The sequence below is a fragment of the Fibrella aquatica genome (assembly GCF_041321135.1).
In the GTDB taxonomy this organism is placed as follows: Bacteria; Bacteroidota; Bacteroidia; order Cytophagales; family Spirosomataceae; genus Fibrella; species Fibrella aquatica.
The window spans coordinates 127,825-143,844 of sequence record NZ_JBGGWF010000010.1; the positions used below are offsets into that span (position 1 = coordinate 127,825).

General features: G+C 50.8%; 18 protein-coding genes. 7 read left to right on the top strand and 11 right to left on the bottom strand.

Annotated elements, in window-relative coordinates:
- The first annotated feature begins 16 nt into the window (after positions 1-16).
- Positions 17-1,150: an acyltransferase family protein gene (locus ACAW87_RS20135; RefSeq protein ID WP_370725436.1), complete on the top strand. Its 1,134-nt coding sequence runs from the start codon at positions 17-19 to the stop codon at positions 1,148-1,150.
- Here ACAW87_RS20135 and ACAW87_RS20140 read toward each other — a convergent pair.
- From ACAW87_RS20140 to ACAW87_RS20175, 8 genes are all read right to left on the bottom strand, one after another.
- Positions 1,147-1,494 (bottom strand): hypothetical protein, encoded by a 348-nt coding sequence (locus ACAW87_RS20140; protein ID WP_370725437.1) that lies wholly within the window; start codon positions 1,492-1,494, stop codon positions 1,147-1,149. The genes ACAW87_RS20135 and ACAW87_RS20140 overlap by 4 nt on opposite strands.
- A 72-nt stretch (positions 1,495-1,566) precedes the next feature.
- The gene (locus tag ACAW87_RS20145; RefSeq protein WP_370725438.1) at positions 1,567-4,143 is read right to left on the bottom strand and encodes a penicillin-binding protein 1A; all 2,577 of its coding nucleotides are present in this window, start codon (positions 4,141-4,143) and stop codon (positions 1,567-1,569) included.
- A gap of 232 nt (positions 4,144-4,375) precedes the next feature.
- Positions 4,376-4,888 (bottom strand): peptide-methionine (R)-S-oxide reductase MsrB, encoded by a 513-nt coding sequence (gene msrB, locus ACAW87_RS20150; protein WP_370725439.1) that lies wholly within the window; start codon positions 4,886-4,888, stop codon positions 4,376-4,378.
- A 46-nt stretch (positions 4,889-4,934) separates the two neighbouring features.
- Positions 4,935-5,378, bottom strand: coding sequence for a DMT family transporter (locus ACAW87_RS20155; protein WP_370725440.1), 444 nt, complete (start codon positions 5,376-5,378; stop codon positions 4,935-4,937).
- Between the two features lie 108 nt (positions 5,379-5,486).
- Positions 5,487-5,996: a GNAT family N-acetyltransferase gene (locus ACAW87_RS20160; protein WP_370725441.1), complete on the bottom strand. Its 510-nt coding sequence runs from the start codon at positions 5,994-5,996 to the stop codon at positions 5,487-5,489.
- Positions 5,997-6,005: 9 nt separating this feature from the next.
- On the bottom strand, positions 6,006-6,344 hold the full coding sequence (locus tag ACAW87_RS20165) for a low molecular weight protein tyrosine phosphatase family protein (RefSeq protein WP_370725442.1): 339 nt from the start codon (positions 6,342-6,344) through the stop codon (positions 6,006-6,008).
- Positions 6,345-6,359: 15 nt separating this feature from the next.
- Positions 6,360-6,563, bottom strand: a complete 204-nt coding sequence (locus ACAW87_RS20170) for a hypothetical protein (RefSeq protein ID WP_370725443.1) — start codon at positions 6,561-6,563, stop codon at positions 6,360-6,362.
- Between the two features lie 2 nt (positions 6,564-6,565).
- Positions 6,566-7,024, bottom strand: a complete 459-nt coding sequence (locus ACAW87_RS20175) for a DUF6932 family protein (RefSeq protein ID WP_370725444.1) — start codon at positions 7,022-7,024, stop codon at positions 6,566-6,568.
- A 185-nt stretch (positions 7,025-7,209) separates the two neighbouring features.
- Here ACAW87_RS20175 and ACAW87_RS20180 point away from each other — a divergent pair, with 185 nt between their 5' ends.
- The 3 genes from ACAW87_RS20180 to hslV are packed head-to-tail and all read left to right on the top strand — an operon-like array spanning position 7,210 to position 10,113.
- Positions 7,210-8,232 (top strand): hypothetical protein, encoded by a 1,023-nt coding sequence (locus ACAW87_RS20180; RefSeq protein ID WP_370725445.1) that lies wholly within the window; start codon positions 7,210-7,212, stop codon positions 8,230-8,232.
- A gap of 12 nt (positions 8,233-8,244) precedes the next feature.
- A complete protein-coding gene (locus tag ACAW87_RS20185) occupies positions 8,245-9,519 on the top strand; it encodes a 3-deoxy-D-manno-octulosonic acid transferase (RefSeq protein WP_370725446.1) in 1,275 nt (424 codons plus the stop codon).
- A 51-nt stretch (positions 9,520-9,570) separates the two neighbouring features.
- Entirely contained in the window at positions 9,571-10,113 is a 543-nt protein-coding gene (gene hslV, locus ACAW87_RS20190) for an ATP-dependent protease subunit HslV (RefSeq protein ID WP_370725447.1), read from the top strand.
- A gap of 10 nt (positions 10,114-10,123) precedes the next feature.
- Here hslV and dacB read toward each other — a convergent pair whose 3' ends face one another.
- Positions 10,124-11,695, bottom strand: coding sequence for a D-alanyl-D-alanine carboxypeptidase/D-alanyl-D-alanine endopeptidase (dacB, locus tag ACAW87_RS20195; RefSeq protein ID WP_370725448.1), 1,572 nt, complete (start codon positions 11,693-11,695; stop codon positions 10,124-10,126).
- Between the two features lie 202 nt (positions 11,696-11,897).
- Here dacB and ACAW87_RS20200 point away from each other — a divergent pair, with 202 nt between their 5' ends.
- Both ACAW87_RS20200 and ACAW87_RS20205 read left to right on the top strand, forming a co-directional pair.
- Positions 11,898-13,325: an MBL fold metallo-hydrolase RNA specificity domain-containing protein gene (locus ACAW87_RS20200; RefSeq protein WP_370725449.1), complete on the top strand. Its 1,428-nt coding sequence runs from the start codon at positions 11,898-11,900 to the stop codon at positions 13,323-13,325.
- A gap of 92 nt (positions 13,326-13,417) precedes the next feature.
- Positions 13,418-14,371, top strand: coding sequence for an acetyl-CoA carboxylase carboxyltransferase subunit alpha (locus ACAW87_RS20205; protein ID WP_370725450.1), 954 nt, complete (start codon positions 13,418-13,420; stop codon positions 14,369-14,371).
- A 101-nt stretch (positions 14,372-14,472) separates the two neighbouring features.
- Here the strand turns inward: ACAW87_RS20205 and ACAW87_RS20210 are convergent, their stop codons facing one another.
- Both ACAW87_RS20210 and ACAW87_RS20215 read right to left on the bottom strand, forming a co-directional pair.
- Positions 14,473-14,988 (bottom strand): YfiT family bacillithiol transferase, encoded by a 516-nt coding sequence (locus tag ACAW87_RS20210; RefSeq protein ID WP_370725451.1) that lies wholly within the window; start codon positions 14,986-14,988, stop codon positions 14,473-14,475.
- A gap of 114 nt (positions 14,989-15,102) precedes the next feature.
- The gene (locus ACAW87_RS20215; protein WP_370725521.1) at positions 15,103-15,468 is read right to left on the bottom strand and encodes a DMT family transporter; all 366 of its coding nucleotides are present in this window, start codon (positions 15,466-15,468) and stop codon (positions 15,103-15,105) included.
- A gap of 169 nt (positions 15,469-15,637) precedes the next feature.
- Between ACAW87_RS20215 and ACAW87_RS20220 the strand changes: the two genes are divergently transcribed.
- Positions 15,638-16,015, top strand: coding sequence for a DUF4260 domain-containing protein (locus tag ACAW87_RS20220; protein ID WP_370725452.1), 378 nt, complete (start codon positions 15,638-15,640; stop codon positions 16,013-16,015).
- Positions 16,016-16,020: the final 5 nt, after the last annotated feature.

The following is a 16,020-nucleotide window of genomic DNA, read 5'->3' on the forward strand; positions in this document are numbered from 1 at the left end:
AAAGTAAGGTTACGTTATGGGATTACTTCGTCTACTCCTCGCAACGATGGTGGTTTTTGTACACGCAGGACCACTACCAGGCTTTCCAACCATGAGCGGTAGCCTGGCCGTTCAGACTTTTTACATGATATCAGGGTTTTACATGGCCCTGATTCTGAATGAAAAATATGTTGAGCAGTCAAGTGCCTATCGGCTGTTTCTGACTAATCGACTACTTCGCCTTTTGCCCCTTTATTACGTCGTCTTTAGCCTGACTTTGCTGACAGCTATTGCGATGGCCTTGACTATTGGCCCGCCTGAACTGGAGTTTTTCCGAGCCATTCGCGACAATTACGACCGCTTGTCGGTGTCAACAATCCTATTCCTTGGCTTTGCAAACTTCACCTTAGTTGGTCAGGACTGGCTCAGTTTTTTATCCATCGATCCCACTACGGGTACATTGGTTCCGGTTTCAGACTTTAGCCATTCAGCTACCAATCTGAACAGCTTGTTGGTAGTACAGCCCGCCTGGACAATTAGTCTGGAGATTACGTTCTATGTGGTGGCTCCCTTTATCGTTCGCCGAAAAAGCTGGGTGTTAGTGCTAATCATCCTTATGTCAGCCACGATTCGTTTCGTGCTACGTCAGTATGCTCATCTCGATAGTATGGCCTGGAGTTATCGCTTTTTCCCTTCAGAATTAATGTATTTTGTGGCCGGTTCGCTCGCCTATAAAGCTTACCACATTCTAAAATTCAGCAAGCTACCCAACTGGTTGTGTCCTTTGGCGCTAGCCATTGCGCTGACCTACACCTGCCTCTTCGGCCTGGTTCATCAGGCGTTGGTTGACCTGGGTTTGCCAGGCGGCGTATCATCAGCGCTGTATCGCCTTATGGTAGTTCTCACTCTGCCATTTGTTTTTTTGCAGACTAAGCACAACCGACTCGATGCCAAAATAGGTGATTTATCATACCCCCTCTACATCGTTCACTTTCTGGTTTGGGAATCACTTTCTGCCTGGCAGATTGGGGGTGCCTACGTCAACATTTATACACTAATTATATCGGTTGGTGTAGCTTTTGCACTAAACCGCCTCATTGGCGAACGGGTGGAACGGGTTCGCCAGCAATACTTTGAACGCAACACCGCTACGATACCATCAATGGCTTAACGATCATCGGTTAGATCATCTTCCTCGTCCTCGGGTCCTGCCCCGGTCGTTCCTTCGCTGGCTATTTTCTGCGCCTCACCCACAGTGGGCGCAATTGGAGGAGCACCAGCCATACCGGTACCACTGCCATCCAGAGCGTAGGCCAACGCATTGGCCAGATCATCCAACGGGGTTGTTCCTTCGGCAGCCGTTGGTTTTTCCAACCCCGATGGATTTACCTCTTCCGGTACGTTCTTTACGTTCGACCCGGTTTGGTCAATCACCCGTTCGTCGGCAGTTGGATCATTCTCCATATCGGTAGGTACGTTGCGGAGGTCCTTTTCATTATCTGACTGGCGTTCCATAAAAAGAGGGTTTATCGTTTAAATAATATCTATTCAACGATAAACCCTCTTTTTATGGCGCAAACGCTTAGCCTACGGCCCCGGCGGTTCCGGTACTCTGGTTGAATCAGGTGGGTCAGGAACCACAACAGGCGGCAACACAAAGAGCGAATCGGCACCACCACCGGCACCACCTGTTGAATCAGATGATTCTTCGCTGCTGTTTTCGTAGTCTTCGTAATCCGAAGCACAATCGTCGTATTGCTTCTGTATATCGACGGTTGCTTTAGGAAACGGCCCCTGTAGGTCACGGAACTTGGGATCAGCGTACACTTTTTCCAGAAAACCACCGACCAATGGCAAAGCCGTTTTAGCTCCTTCGCCCATGTCTGTAGACCGGAAGTGAATGCTTCGATCATCGCCGCCAACCCAGGCACCTACTACCAACTTATCAGAAACGCCCACAAACCAACCGTCGGAGTTGTTGGAGGTTGTACCCGTTTTACCACCCATCTGATGGTTCCGCTTAAACAGATCGAAAGACCACAGATTCTGTGATGTGCCACCCCGCTCCTGCAAACCGCCCTGAAGCATATATAGCATCAGGTAAGCCGATTCAGCACTAATAGCGGGCCTGCGCTCTTGTTTGAAGACTTCTATTTCGAGCCCATCACGGTCTTCAATCCGTTGCACAATCATGGGTTTCGTATGCTGACCCTCATTGACAAAGGTTGAATAGGCCGAAACCAGTTCGTAGAGTGACACATCCGACGAGCCAAGCCCGATTGACGGAACAGCGGCCAACCTACTGGTAATACCTAGCTTGTGCGCGTATTCGACTACCCGATCGGGACCAATCATATCGGTCAGTTGGGCGGTGATCGAATTGACCGACCGAGCCAATGCCCGGCGTAATGTCATGTTGGAATACGTGAAGCCCCCCCCCGAGTTTTTAGGCTCCCACACTTTTTCTTCGCCGTTTTCCCGGTATGGTTTCCGGAAAGGCTGATCCCGAATGCGATCGCAGGGGCTCATGTTGAAGGCCGTATCATCGATGGCGGCGGCATAAACAAATGGCTTGAAGGTTGACCCCGGCTGGCGGCGGCCCTGCTTTACGTGGTCGTATTTGAAGTAGTTGTGATCCAGACCACCCACCCACGCCCGAATGAAACCAGTATGAGGATCCATGGCCACCATACCCGCCTGCAGAAAATGCTTGTAATAGGCAATAGAGTCGTATGGCGTCATCTCCACCTCACGGGCCTGATTCTTTCCTTCCCAGTCAAAAACCCTCATACGCTGTTTTTTGACCTTCATGTAGTAATTCACCGAGTCGGGATACAGCTGAAATCGTTTGACCAGGCCCTTGTATCGTTCTGTGCGCCGGGCTACCGAGTCAATAAAACCAGGAAGCTCTTCCCCGTTTTCGTCGGTCCAGGGGTTACGACCACGCCAGTGATTATCAAAGGTTTTCTGCAACTTCTTCATCCGTTCCTGCACTGCCTCTTCAGCGTACTTCTGCATTCGGGAATCGATGGTTGTGTAGATTTTCAGTCCATCGGTATAAAGGTCTAATCCATTGCGGTTGCTCTCACTCCATTCCGTCACAAAATCTTCGACCGCATTTTTGAGGTAACTGGCCGGACCAGCAGATGCGCTTTCGGGCGAAAACTCTGTTTTCAACGGCAACTCGCTAATCGAATCGACCTGTATTTTTGTGAGGTATTTATATTTTGCCATCTGCCCCAACACAATGTTGCGGCGCATCAACGAGTTTTTAGGGTTCTTCAGCGGGTTATAGTAGGTCGTAGCTTTTTGCAACCCAACCAGCACCGCTCCTTCCTGAATGCTTAAGCTGTCAGGCACTTTGTTGAAGAATGTCTTAGCCGCTGTTTTCAACCCAAATGAGTTTTGGCCAAAGTCGACTGTGTTGAAGTAATAGGTCAGAATTTCTTCTTTCGTGAAGTTGCGTTCGAGCGTCATGGCCATCAGCCATTCTTTCGACTTATAAATCACTTTCCGCACAAACGGAATGCGGTTCAGCACGCCTTCATTGTTGCGGCGGCGCGTTTTAAACAGGTTTTTCGCTAATTGTTGCGTAATGGTCGAGCCTCCCCCTTCACGCCCAAGGCTAAAAGCTGCCCGGCCGATAGCGCGGGGATCGATGCCACCGTGGCTATAAAAACGGGCATCTTCGGTAGCAATCAGCGCTTGGGTGAGGTGGGCCGGAATGTTCTCGTATTTGATGGGTGTCCGGTTTTCGGCGTAGAATTTGGCGATCATCTGCCCATCCAGCGAATAAATCTCCGATGCCTGATTCAGCTTGGGATTTTTCAGATCTGCCACACTGGGCATAGCTCCTGTTAGGTACAGAAAATTGGTTTGTAACACAAACACGTACCCAATCAGAAACAACAGCAATATAAGGCTGTACTTAGCCGCACCCCGCAACACCGGGTAATACCAGCTATCAGGGTCGATGTATTGATGTACAAATGCCCGGAACGATTCGCGACGGGCCAGCAATTTATCTTTCCAGGTTTCTACGCGCTCTTCGCCAACAAGGCGAACAACGTGGCCTCCCAGCTTTTTCCGACGGCTTTTCATCCGCTGCCGGAATTCGCCAAACGCGTGCCGAACCGACCGTAGCCGGTCTCTCTCTTCACTCATACATCAACGATTGGTACTTAAAGGGATTATGGCCGCACAATGACCAGCCAACGATGAGCAAAGATAACGTAAACAAGGCCTATTTTAGTAAAAACGCCCCTCACATCACCCAATTGACATAGGTGATGCGAGGGGCGTTTTATTAGTTTCAAGTTTCAGGTTTCGGGTGCTTCGCTGATCAACCAGTCGTTGATCAGCGAAGCACCCGAAACCTGAAACTTGAAACTAATTCCTATTTTTTCTGGAACGTCATAGCTACGCCGTTCATGCAATAGCGCAGGCCGGTTGGCTTGGGACCGTCGTCAAAAACGTGGCCCAGATGCCCATCGCATACTGAGCAAACAACTTCATCGCGAACCATGCCATAACTGTTGTCTTTACCAACCTTAACCGCGTTTTTCGAGATGGGCTCGTAGAAACTTGGCCAGCCGGTACCCGACTCAAACTTTGTTTTAGCCAGGAACAGGGGGTTTTTGCAGGCAGCGCAATAGAACGTTCCTTCTTCGTGTACATTCAACAAGGGGCTGGTACCGGCCCGCTCCGTTCCGTGTTCGCGCAAAATTGCATATTGATCGGGCGTCAGAATCTTCTTCCATTCAGCGTTGGTCTTCACCACCCGTTTGCCACCCGGCGGGGTTTGCCCCTGCTCGTAGATTGCCGCGTTTTTGTCGGCTGATGAATTGGTCTGGCAAGCCAGCGAAATTATAACGGCAAGCGCCGTGAAGCTACTGATAATGAGTTTCATGGTTTTTTGTAGAATCTGTACCTCTATAAACGCGAAACGCTCATTTTCAGTTTTTAACCACCAGCCAAACTCCCGCCAGAATAAGCCCGATTCCCAACAATCGCCACACATTGGCGGAGTGTTGTGTGAATCCCAGCAACCCGTAGTGATCGAGTACTACCGCCGCCAGCAATTGCCCTGCCACGCTCAGACTGACCAGATTGGCGGTACCGATACGCGGAACAGACAGAATTACGGTAGTCACGTAAATGGCTCCAATCACCCCTCCGGTCCATTTCCACCACGATAATGAGCGAAGGGTTGCCATGGGCGGAATGGCTCCACTCGTTGTCAGGTGCACAATCAGTAGTGTAATAAAACCGGTACCAAACGAGATCAGCGAAGCCATCAGCGGGTTATTCAACGCTAGCCGCAAGTTGGAGTTTACGCCAGCCTGAATAGAAATGGCAATACCCGTCAGAAAAGCCAGGGCGAGAAAAATGTAGTGCATGAGAGTTCAGTGAACAAGTAACAGTGATCAATTATCAATGGCTCTGCTAAACTAAGCATTCGGCTACTAAGCCAACCCCATTGCTAATTGATCACTGATAATTGATAATTATTCATCGACCCTGCGCTCCCACCAGCAAACGTATTCGTCCTGCTCGAAGCGAACAAACTGATTTTTCTGGAGTACGGTCTGTGAAGCCACGTTGGTCAGGCTGGTTTCTGCGGTTACGCGCTCGACGCCGGGTTGCAAAAAAGCCCAGGCTGTGGCCCCACCCACCAGTTCGGTCATGTAGCCACGACCCTGAAAAGCCGGGTACGTCCCGTAGCCCAATTCAACCGTTTGCTCATCGTCGGGGGCACCTTTAAACTTAAAATCGGCCACAAACTGATTCAGTTCGCGGTCGAGGGCAACCCAAATAGTATCGTAGATGGGCTGGCGATCGGGCTGTTGTAAAAACGGAATGGTGAACGCCTTGATGATACTCAGCAACGGCTCTGTGACCTCTCGGTGACCCGGCCGAACGCCAAGGGCTGTTTCGAGCAGGGTGCCTCCCGCAATGTGTAAACGTACCTGATCAACCGTTAGCGGAAGCAAAGTAAGGCGAGGCGTTTCGATCATTGATACAGGTTAGAATTCGTCGAGAGAGGCAACTACCCGATTAGTAAGGATGTCAATCAGTTCATCATCCATATACGGGTACTCATCAGCGATCATGAGGTTAATTACTGGTTTGCCGGCAACCAAGTCGGCGTAGCGCTGGCCGATCCAGTCGCGGTGCTTTTTCTCCATCACAAAAATTACATCAGCCCACCCTATTAAATCCGGACTAAGCTTTGTTCGGGCACCAGGTTCAGTTCCGGCCGACCGAACGTCATAGCCCGATTCAATAGCAAACGTGTGTTCGGCCGTCAGGCTCCGCTGCCGGTTTCGGCTACAAACAAAGAGAAGTTTAAGCGATTGAGTCAAGAGTTAATTTATGGGCTATTGAGCTACTTTCAGTACTTGATCACTCAACTGTTGAAACTCCTTTTCCAGTTTGCGTTGCGTATCGAGCGACGGTTCAAGCAACTCATCGGCAGCGCCAAGCGCACGCTGTTGGGCTATAATCTCCTTAAACTGCCGAATCTTCCTTGCCGTCACAACCAGCTTTACCTCATGGGTCGTGAGCCCCTCCAAGTATGCCATAATCAATTAATTTTTAGACTAATAAATCCTTTCGGTAATCCATTTCTGTCACTACTGAACAAGACAAACCACTTCATCCGTTCAAGCGCATTAATAGCAGACGAAAGGTCGTCAAGTGTATCAAGAACAGGAACCCACTTCACGTCTAGATGAACGAAAGAGGTACTCAACGCATCAAGGACATCTCTCATAATCTTAAACGAACCGTGACTTATAAAAATCACAATATCTACATCGTTAGGGTCCACTTTCTGGCTGATAAAGCTACCATCGAGCCATATCTCTTGTACAGGCAGCAGATACGATGAAAGAATCTCTACCAATTTCTCTACAGAGTTCCATAAATCCCATCTCAATACAGAAGAACTACCAAAATGGTATTTAACACTTGTGTTGTCGGCAAACACGGGTTCATCATTTGGGGTTAGATAGCCGTTACTATCAAATACAAATTCTTTCATACTTCGCAGGTAATAGTAACCTTCAGCGCTTGAAGATAGGAATGATGACTCGTAATACGCCTGGCAAAATGACTATCTGGTTTAGTTGGCAGCAAAGGCAATCTGCTCTCGGGCTGGTTTGCTTTACCTTTACAAAATGGTCTACAGCTTGCTTTAGCTAAACCGACACACCGCCCTTAGCGCATATGCCCATCATCACTCGCAAAAAACTGGTTTACCCCATCCGGTCGACCCTTCGAACGTACCTGACACAATACAACCGCGAGCATGATCTGCCGATTCAGTACGTCGATCTGTTGCGCTACGACAATTCGGCGGCCCTCTTCGACAAGCGGAACCGCGATACGCTCTGGGAAACGGTGTATTACCCCGCCTCGGAAGCCAATGAAATGCTGTCGGCGCTAAAACATATTTACGCCATTTTGAAGGCAGACGGCGATATGTCGGTAACCGGCCACCTTACCATCGATCGGGTCGATTTGTGCTGCTATGGCAACACATCGCCATTCCGGGTTCGGGTGCGCAATCTGGTAAACGATAACTTTGATTACTTCTACATCAAAAACGCCGATGCCTCGCGGATCTACGGCCTTGAATTAGAGCACATCCTGTCGCCAAACCGGATTAGCTACCTCACCAGCGGGCAAACGCTGATTGAAGAGCACATTGCCGGTATTCCGGGCGATATGTTCTTTGAACAGCGCATCAATGAAGAAGGCATGAACCCGGTTCGGCTCTGCAAAGAGTTCGTCAAATTCAATGAACGCTGTTTCGTTCGACTATTGGGAGACATGCATTCAAGCAATTTCGTGATCGATATTACCCCCGATTTCGACGAGGTGTATTATCGAATCAGGGCTATTGACTTTGATCAGCAGTCGTATGAGGGGCGGAAATCGGTGTATATGCCGCAGTACTACCGTCAAAATCAGCCGATTATTGACCTGGGCACTACCGTTTTGACCCCCGAAAGTGTGCGTCAGTACCAGATTGAAGAACGGTCGCTCATGGCCGGTCGGCTTCGGGTAGAACAAAGCCGAATTGGCGACCTAATGGCCGCCATGCGCTTTGACCTCATTGCACCGGAAGAAAACGTGACCCAATTGATTGACTCGCTCAACCGGCATTATGGCGTTACCAGTTTCGATGGTTGCCGCACCATGGGCGACATTGTGTGGCGCAGTCTGGAACTGGTCACCATGCATTAATAGCGCAGCGTAATGATCATTCTTTATAACCTCTCTATCTTTCTGTACTCCCTGCTCATCAGGCTGGCAGCTCCGTTTAACCAGAAAGCTCGACTCCTGGTGAACGGGCGAAACCGATGGCGACAACCTTTCCTGGATAAGCCCCTTGATGAAGCGCGGCCGGTGGCCTGGTTTCATGCCGCTTCACTGGGTGAATTTGAACAGGGTCGGCCAGTCATCGAAGCGTTTCGGACAACGTACCCAGCCTGTCAGATTGTTCTCTCATTCTTTTCGCCCTCCGGCTACGAAGTACGGAAAAACTACGCCGGGGCCGATGTGGTCACGTACCTGCCCGCCGACACAGCCATCAATGCCCGCGAATGGATGGAGCAGGTACGACCGCAGATTGCCTTTTTCATCAAATACGAATTCTGGTATCACTATCTCCAGGCGCTTGATGCAGGTCATTCTGCCAGGCCGGGGCAATCGGTACCCACCCTTTCGTTTTCGGCCATTTTCAGGCCTAATCAGCTTTTTTTCAAACCATATGGCGGTTTCTACCGAAATCTGCTGACCTACTTCGACCATATTCTGGTGCAAAATCAGGAGTCGGTGACGCTACTGAATCAGATCGGCATTGACCGGGTTACCCTCGCTGGCGACACCCGATTTGACCGGGTAGCGCAGGTAGCCGCCGCCAAACGGGCTATTCCTGAAGCCGCTGCTTTTGTGGGCAATGCACCTACGCTTGTGGTGGGCAGCGCCTGGGCGGCCGATATGGATGTTCTGATTCCGGCACTAAACGCGTTCACCAAACCACTCCGCGTCATTATTGCGCCACATGAAATTCACGAAACTGAGATAAACGGATGGCAGTCGAAGCTAACGGCCCCGTCTGTTCGGTTTTCGTCGCTGAGCACCACCCCGCCCCCACCGGATGCCCGCTACCTGTTTATCGACAATATCGGTATGCTAACCTCACTGTACCAGTATGGCACCTTTGCCTACATCGGTGGCGCATTTAGCAAAGGCCTGCATAACTGCCTGGAGGCGGCCACCTTCGGCCTACCCCTCCTTTTCGGGCCTAATCACCAGAAATTTCAGGAGGCGGTGGATCTGGTTCAGCAAGGGGGTGCTTTTCAGGTACGTTCGGTCACCGAGTTGACGCAAACCTTCGCCCGGTTATACGAAAACGCGTCGGAGCGGGAACGCGCCGGGAGCATCTGCCAGCGTTATGTGATGGGTAATGTTGGTGCCACCGATCTGGTGATGGAGGTGGTGAAAGCCATTCAGCCCTTTGGCCAGTGAACCAAGCCCCGGCTAAATCTGTAACTCAACAAACAGGAAAACACATTTTCAATGACCATTCATGCTACAACCGTTGTGGGAGTACGGCACAACGGACAAGTTTCTTTAGGTGCCGACGGACAAGCCACTATGGGTAATACCGTTGCCAAGAGCAATGTCAAAAAAATACGCCGATTGGCGGGTGGTAAGGTGCTGGCGGGATTCGCCGGATCAACAGCCGATGCCTTTACCCTGATTGAGCGCTTCGAAGAAAAGCTGAGCAACTACAACAACAACCTCCGCCGGGCAGCCATTGAATTGGCAAAAGATTGGCGCACCGATCGTTTTTTGCGGAAGCTGGAGGCCATGATGATCGTGGCCTCGCAAGATGATCTGCTCATTATTTCGGGCACCGGCGATGTACTTGAACCCGATTCAGATGTAGCCGCTATTGGTTCGGGAGGCGTATACGCACAGTCGGCCGCACTGGCGCTTAAAAAACACGCCGCCCATTTGACTGCCGCCGACATGGTAGCCGAAAGTCTGCACATTGCCGCCGACGTCTGCATTTACACCAACCACAATCTGGTGATCGAAAATATTGACCCCGCCTAACCCGGTTCAATTACAGACTTACCAGTAAGACAAACAGCCGTTCAATCTGCGGCGTCAGAGCGGCGTATTTACCCTCGGCGTACTTGTTAATCATAAACGAGAAGCTCATCAATGTACCATCGGTAGCGGTAAAATAACCGGCATAGGCACGTACCCCTTCAATGGTACCGCTCTTGGCCCGCACGTTGCCCGCTGCTTTTGTACCCTTGGCCAGACCTCTGACCGTTCCCGTTTGACCCACCACCGGAATACTGGCATAAAACGCCGGGTAGGCCGTTTCACGAGTCATAGCGGTCAGAATACTGGTCAGGTTATCGGTTGTCATGGCCCCGGTTGTCGACAGTCCGCTGCCGTCGCGGGGGCGAAACCCGGCCAGGTCTACGCCTTTACTTTTCCAGAAGCCAGTAACAGCCGAGATCGATTCGGGCCAGCTGGTGGGCGCTTGTTTAATCTGCCGTGCGGCCGTGCGCATCAGGGCCTCAGCATACAGGTTGATGCTCTGGTAATTTGTTTCGCGCACCAGATCACTCAGTGGCGGCGATAGGTAGCGAGTAATTTCAGTTCTGGCCAGTGGTCTACCTCCCAATGCGTTAGCCCCTACTCCGTCTATCAGTACACCAACCGGCAACGTACCTGGCCGGTACGCCATAGCCACTCCGGCAACCTGAATACTGTCGCGGCGCAGTTGCTCGGTAATAGCATAAGCAGTAAAGTAGGCCGGGTCGGGCATAGCACCTTTCACGGCGAAATTGGTGCTGTTGGCCGGAATAGTGCCATCGAGGGTTGCTGTATTGTTGAAAGGAGACCCGTAAATATTTACTTCATCGCCCGAATTGGCCGGGCCCGTTGTCACCCGGTTATTGAACGTCAGAAACGGCATGGCGGGATCGGTTCGCAATACCGGGGCAGGTGCCGTAAGCGAGGAGCCCGATTTAAAATAAATACGGTACAGGTTCTCGTTAAAATTCAGGCCGTAGAGGCCCGCACCGTAATAATTTCCGAGGTCGCTAAAGGGCCAACTGTCGGGGATAGGCTGGTTATCATAGTAGCTCGCGTCACCAATCACCGACCCTTCGATTTGCCGGATACCCGCCCGACGTACCTGACCGGAGATAGATTTCAGCAACGCCACCCAGGCCGGATAGCCGGCAAACCGGCCGCTTCCCAGCGAAGGGTCACCGGTGCCGCGCAAGTACAGATTGCCTTGTAAGATGCTGTCTTTGATAACACCGTCGTATTCGAGCGTTGTCGTGTACGAGAACGTGCTTCCCAGTGTGGCTAAGGCAGTTGCCGTAGAAACCAGCTTGAGCGTCGATGCCGTTGAGAGGCTGGTATATTGATTCTGACCGAAGATAACAGCCCCATCATTCACCCGCTTTACTGACAGCGCCACTATGCCATTGCTACCCAATGGACCACTTTGTAACGAAACCGCCCAGGTACGTAAGCGCTGTAAGGCAACCGAATCGGGAGAAAGTTGTACCTGACCAGAAGCGGGAATAAGACGAAGCAAGAAAGAACAGGCAATCAGTATAGAGAGAATAGACCGACCTGTGGGGGCTTGAGCAGGGCAAATGAGCACAATACGGGGGGTAAACTGTTCAGGGCTTTTTTGTAGCTTTGCAAAGCTAAGGGAATTCAGTATACAGTATCTGCGTTATAGAAAAGCCCTTTTTAACCAGCCCGATGACTAATCGAGTCGGCCCGGCACACGGCCTCCACTGAGGACACGTACTGCCTGAACTAACCGGCGATGACCATACAAATTACGGTAAACATCACGCATGAAATTAACATTTTGGGGAGCCGCCCAGCAGGTAACGGGCAGTATGTACCTGCTGGAATTGGAGGACGATTACCGCATTCTGATCGATTGCGGTTCTAATCTGGAGCGCTCAAACGGACTTACTCCCCCCGTAGAACAACCTACTACTGGTCTCTTCCCGTTCGAAGCTTCCAGTATCAACGTCGTGCTGCTCACGCACGCACACATCGACCACTCGGGCAACCTGCCCAATTTGTACCGCGAAGGCTACGAAGGCCAAATCTTGTGTACAGAGCCCACGTTTGCCCTTACTGATATTCTGCTAAAAGATGCTGCCTCGCTGAACCAGCGAAAAATAAACGATCTGAACGGCAGCCGAAAAAAGAAAGTACTCGACAAGCAGGTAAAGCTGCAAAACGAGCTGTTTCTCGACAAGCAAGTTCGCGAGAGCATGGAAAGCGTTGTGGCTCTGCAATTCAACCGCAAATTTCGCCTAAACGAATCGTGTAGCGTTACGTTTTATCCTGCTGGTCACCTGCTCGGAGCCGCCCACATCGTGCTCGACATTTACGAGAATGGGGAAAAGAAAAGCATCTGCTTCTCAGGCGATATTGGCCGCAAAAACTACCCCCTACTGGTTGACCCTGCCCCGGTACCAGCCGTGGATTATCTGGTTTGCGAATCGACCTACGGCAACCGGCTTCACGTTGACACCGCCTCTCCAGAAGATGCGTTGGCTGACGTGATCCAACGTACCTGTATCGACATTCCCGGCAGACTGATTATTCCAACCTTCTCGGTAGGACGTACCCAATCGCTGCTATATACGCTTAATCGACTATACACCCAACGCGGTTTTCAACCAATTAAAGTGTTCTCTGATAGTCCGATGGGCTTTGAAAGCACGAAGGTATACGCCAAGAATATTCGTCAGCTAAGCAAAGAGGCACGCGACTTCTTCGATGAGAACGAAACGTTGTTCGATTTCGAAAATTTCGAGTTTCTTGAGTCGAGCAAAGCCAGCAAAGCGGTGTCGGATTATAACGAACCGTGTATCATCATTTCCTCGTCGGGCATGGTACAGGGCGGACGCGTTGAGTATCACGTAGCGGCCAACATTGGTAACCCCTATTGCACCATATTACTGATCGGCTATTGCGCAGAAGGCACATTGGGCTGGAGACTCCTGAATGGACAGCCAACGCTGACCATCAAAGGCGAAGAAAAACCAGTACTGGCCAACATCGAAAAAATCGACGTATTCAGCGGGCACGGTGACCGGAACGATTTGATCAACTTTGTGCAGATGCAATCACCAGAAACGTTGAAGAATATTTTCCTGGTGCATGGCGACGCCAGCAGCATGGAAGCTTTCAAAGACACACTGGCCGAAGCCGGTTATCCAAACGTACAAATCCCCGCCAAAGGACAGTCATATGAACTTTAAAACAGTGAAGAACTAAGAATTAAGAATTAAGAGCGGTCCGCCGCTGCGGTGGCGCGCTCTTAATTCTTAATTCTTAATTCTTCATTCACTATATGAAGACCTACCTCGACTTTGAAAAGCCCATTGCCGACCTGGAGGGCCGGTTAGACGAAATGAAGCGGCTGGCTGAAACCAGCAAGATCGACGTTTCAGAAGCGGTGCAGACCCTCGAACAGAGCATTGACCGCCTTCGGCATGACCTGTTCAAGAACCTTACGCGCTGGCAACGGGTACAATTATCACGCCACCCCGATCGCCCCTACACGTTCGATTATATTGAACGGATGTGCGATCAATTCATCGAGCTCCACGGCGACCGTACAGTAGGCGATGATCCGGCGATGGTTGGTGGTTTTGCCGAGATAGATGGTCATACGGTTATGATCATTGGTCAGCAAAAAGGGCGTAACACGAAACAGCGGCAGCAGCGAAACTTTGGCATGGCCAATCCGGAAGGGTACCGTAAGGCGTTGCGCATGATGAAACTGGCCGAAAAATTCAACCGGCCCATCATTACACTGATCGATACGCCGGGTGCTTTTCCTGGTCTGGAAGCTGAAGAACGCGGACAGGGAGAAGCCATTGCCCGCAACCTGAAAGAGATGTTCATGTTGAAAGTACCGGTCATCTGTATCGTCATTGGCGAAGGGGCATCAGGAGGTGCGTTGGGCATTGCCATCGGCGACCGCGTATTGATGCTCGAAAACACCTGGTACTCCGTTATTTCGCCTGAATCATGCTCGTCTATTCTATGGCGTAGCTGGAATTACAAAGAGCAGGCCGCCGAAGCCCTGAAACTCACCGCCGCCGATATGGAGTCGTTCAAACTCGTTGACGGTATCATTGATGAGCCACTAGGCGGCGCGCACCATGACCACGCGGCTATGGCAGACATTCTGAAAAAAACCATTTTGGACACGCTGGCCGAACTGAACGCCATGACGCCGGAACAACGCATCGACAGCCGCATCGACAAGTTCTGCTCGATGGGGGTTGTTGTGGAATAGAAAGGAGTTTGACGTCTAAAGGTCAAGGCCCAAAGGCTTCGCTAATTTACCTGAGTGGTGATGAGCGAAGCCTTTAGACCTTGACCTTTAGACGTTAAACCCTATAACGCCAGCCGAATATGCGCCAGGTGGTGCTGTGCATGCCAGACAACCATATCGATCGCCTGCGCCAGCGACACGTTGAGTTGCCGGAACGGATGGTAATAGGCCCGTTGCAGATTGGTTTCCGACATATGCTCGTACAGATAAGCTAGCCGTTCATGCAACCCTTCCAAAATAGCCAGCGATGGCGCTATTGGCAGATCGTATCCGTCAGGCTGGGTTGCCCAATCATTCACACTACTGAACATTCCCGGCGCAATTTCCGGCAGGGTCAGCGCATGCTTGATTCGGAAGTAGTGCCATTGATGTGTATCGGCCACGTGATGCACCAGTTGTCGGACTGTCCAGCTTCCGGGGCGGTAGGTACGTGCCAGTTCATCGTCAGACAACGATTCGGTCAATTGACGATACTGCCCCGGCAGTTCACGGAGTTGCTCAATACGGGTACGTAGTTCATCGGTAGTAAAGTTAGCCTGGCCCGACCAGCGGCCGATTGGGAATTGGAGAGAATCCATGGGTAAAGAGCGAAGGGTGAGGAGTGAAATGCGAAAGGTAATTCGCTACAAACTTACGGACTTGCCTCATAGCAGCGCATTACCTTTTGCACCTCACTCCTCACCCTTCGCTCTTCACTTAGGTGCCGACCATTTTAGGCCGATGATCGCCACGGCTAGCAAACCGACGAAAAATAGCTCGGCGAATGACCAGGGGGCTTTTAAAAATAACACATCGACCAGTTTAATAAACACCAACGTACCTGCGGTCCAGATACCGAAGGCGGTAGTGAGCGGAACGTGTTTAAATGCGATGTTCAGGAAAAAGACATTGGCCAGTCCCGATACAATATTGATCAGCACCGGCCCAAGCACAATTGGGCTAAAGCGCAGTGCAGTGAGTGCTGTAAAGTCAGCGTATTTCAGTGAGTACGTCCAGAGGGTCTGACAAATAGCTGCCAAACAAAGAGCGATCCAGGCCATGATGCCAAAGGTCGACATCACTAGCGCGAGTCGGTTCTCCGGGTACGTTATGAAATCGTTACGGGCAGGTAGCGAGCATATTCCGAAGCATGCCAATCGATTTCTTATCTATTGTTAAGAAGTTGTAGGACACCCAATATTCACCTTTGTAGCGTAATCAAAACGTGGTCGAAAGGCCATCAATCGTATGAAAACGCTCATTAGTCTCGAAGAAGCGGCTCAGTTCGCCCTCTCTATTCTGCTCTTTTCAAAGCTGCCCTTTGTTTGGTGGCTTTACCCTGCCCTACTCTTACTGCCCGATATCGGTATGGTTGGCTACCTGATCAACGCAAAAATTGGCGCGTTTACCTACAATCTCTTTCACCATAAAGGCATAGCCATTTTGATCGGTATGGCTGGACTTTTATTAGCCAGCCCTATCCTGATGCTGACGGGTGTTATCCTCTTCGGTCATTCAGCCATGGATCGTCTGATGGGATATGGCTTGAAACATGAGAAAGGCTTCAAGTTTACCCACTTGGGTGAACTTCAGGCAGGGCAGAACACGGTGACGGTTCCACAGTGATTGGC

Excerpts from the sequence above, each read along its gene's own strand:
- ACAW87_RS20135 (WP_370725436.1), top strand. The coding sequence starts at position 17 with ATGGGATTACTTCGTCTACTCCTCGCAACGATGGTGGTTTTTGTACAC.
- ACAW87_RS20140 (WP_370725437.1), bottom strand. The coding sequence starts at position 1,494 with ATGGAACGCCAGTCAGATAATGAAAAGGACCTCCGCAACGTACCTACC.
- ACAW87_RS20145 (WP_370725438.1), bottom strand. The coding sequence starts at position 4,143 with ATGAGTGAAGAGAGAGACCGGCTACGGTCGGTTCGGCACGCGTTTGGC.
- msrB (WP_370725439.1), bottom strand. The coding sequence starts at position 4,888 with ATGAAACTCATTATCAGTAGCTTCACGGCGCTTGCCGTTATAATTTCG.
- ACAW87_RS20155 (WP_370725440.1), bottom strand. The coding sequence starts at position 5,378 with ATGCACTACATTTTTCTCGCCCTGGCTTTTCTGACGGGTATTGCCATT.
- ACAW87_RS20160 (WP_370725441.1), bottom strand. The coding sequence starts at position 5,996 with ATGATCGAAACGCCTCGCCTTACTTTGCTTCCGCTAACGGTTGATCAG.
- ACAW87_RS20170 (WP_370725443.1), bottom strand. The coding sequence starts at position 6,563 with ATGGCATACTTGGAGGGGCTCACGACCCATGAGGTAAAGCTGGTTGTG.
- ACAW87_RS20175 (WP_370725444.1), bottom strand. The coding sequence starts at position 7,024 with ATGAAAGAATTTGTATTTGATAGTAACGGCTATCTAACCCCAAATGAT.
- ACAW87_RS20180 (WP_370725445.1), top strand. The coding sequence starts at position 7,210 with ATGCCCATCATCACTCGCAAAAAACTGGTTTACCCCATCCGGTCGACC.
- ACAW87_RS20185 (WP_370725446.1), top strand. The coding sequence starts at position 8,245 with ATGATCATTCTTTATAACCTCTCTATCTTTCTGTACTCCCTGCTCATC.
- hslV (WP_370725447.1), top strand. The coding sequence starts at position 9,571 with ATGACCATTCATGCTACAACCGTTGTGGGAGTACGGCACAACGGACAA.
- ACAW87_RS20200 (WP_370725449.1), top strand. The coding sequence starts at position 11,898 with ATGAAATTAACATTTTGGGGAGCCGCCCAGCAGGTAACGGGCAGTATG.
- ACAW87_RS20205 (WP_370725450.1), top strand. The coding sequence starts at position 13,418 with ATGAAGACCTACCTCGACTTTGAAAAGCCCATTGCCGACCTGGAGGGC.
- ACAW87_RS20210 (WP_370725451.1), bottom strand. The coding sequence starts at position 14,988 with ATGGATTCTCTCCAATTCCCAATCGGCCGCTGGTCGGGCCAGGCTAAC.
- ACAW87_RS20215 (WP_370725521.1), bottom strand. The coding sequence starts at position 15,468 with ATGTCGACCTTTGGCATCATGGCCTGGATCGCTCTTTGTTTGGCAGCT.
- ACAW87_RS20220 (WP_370725452.1), top strand. The coding sequence starts at position 15,638 with ATGAAAACGCTCATTAGTCTCGAAGAAGCGGCTCAGTTCGCCCTCTCT.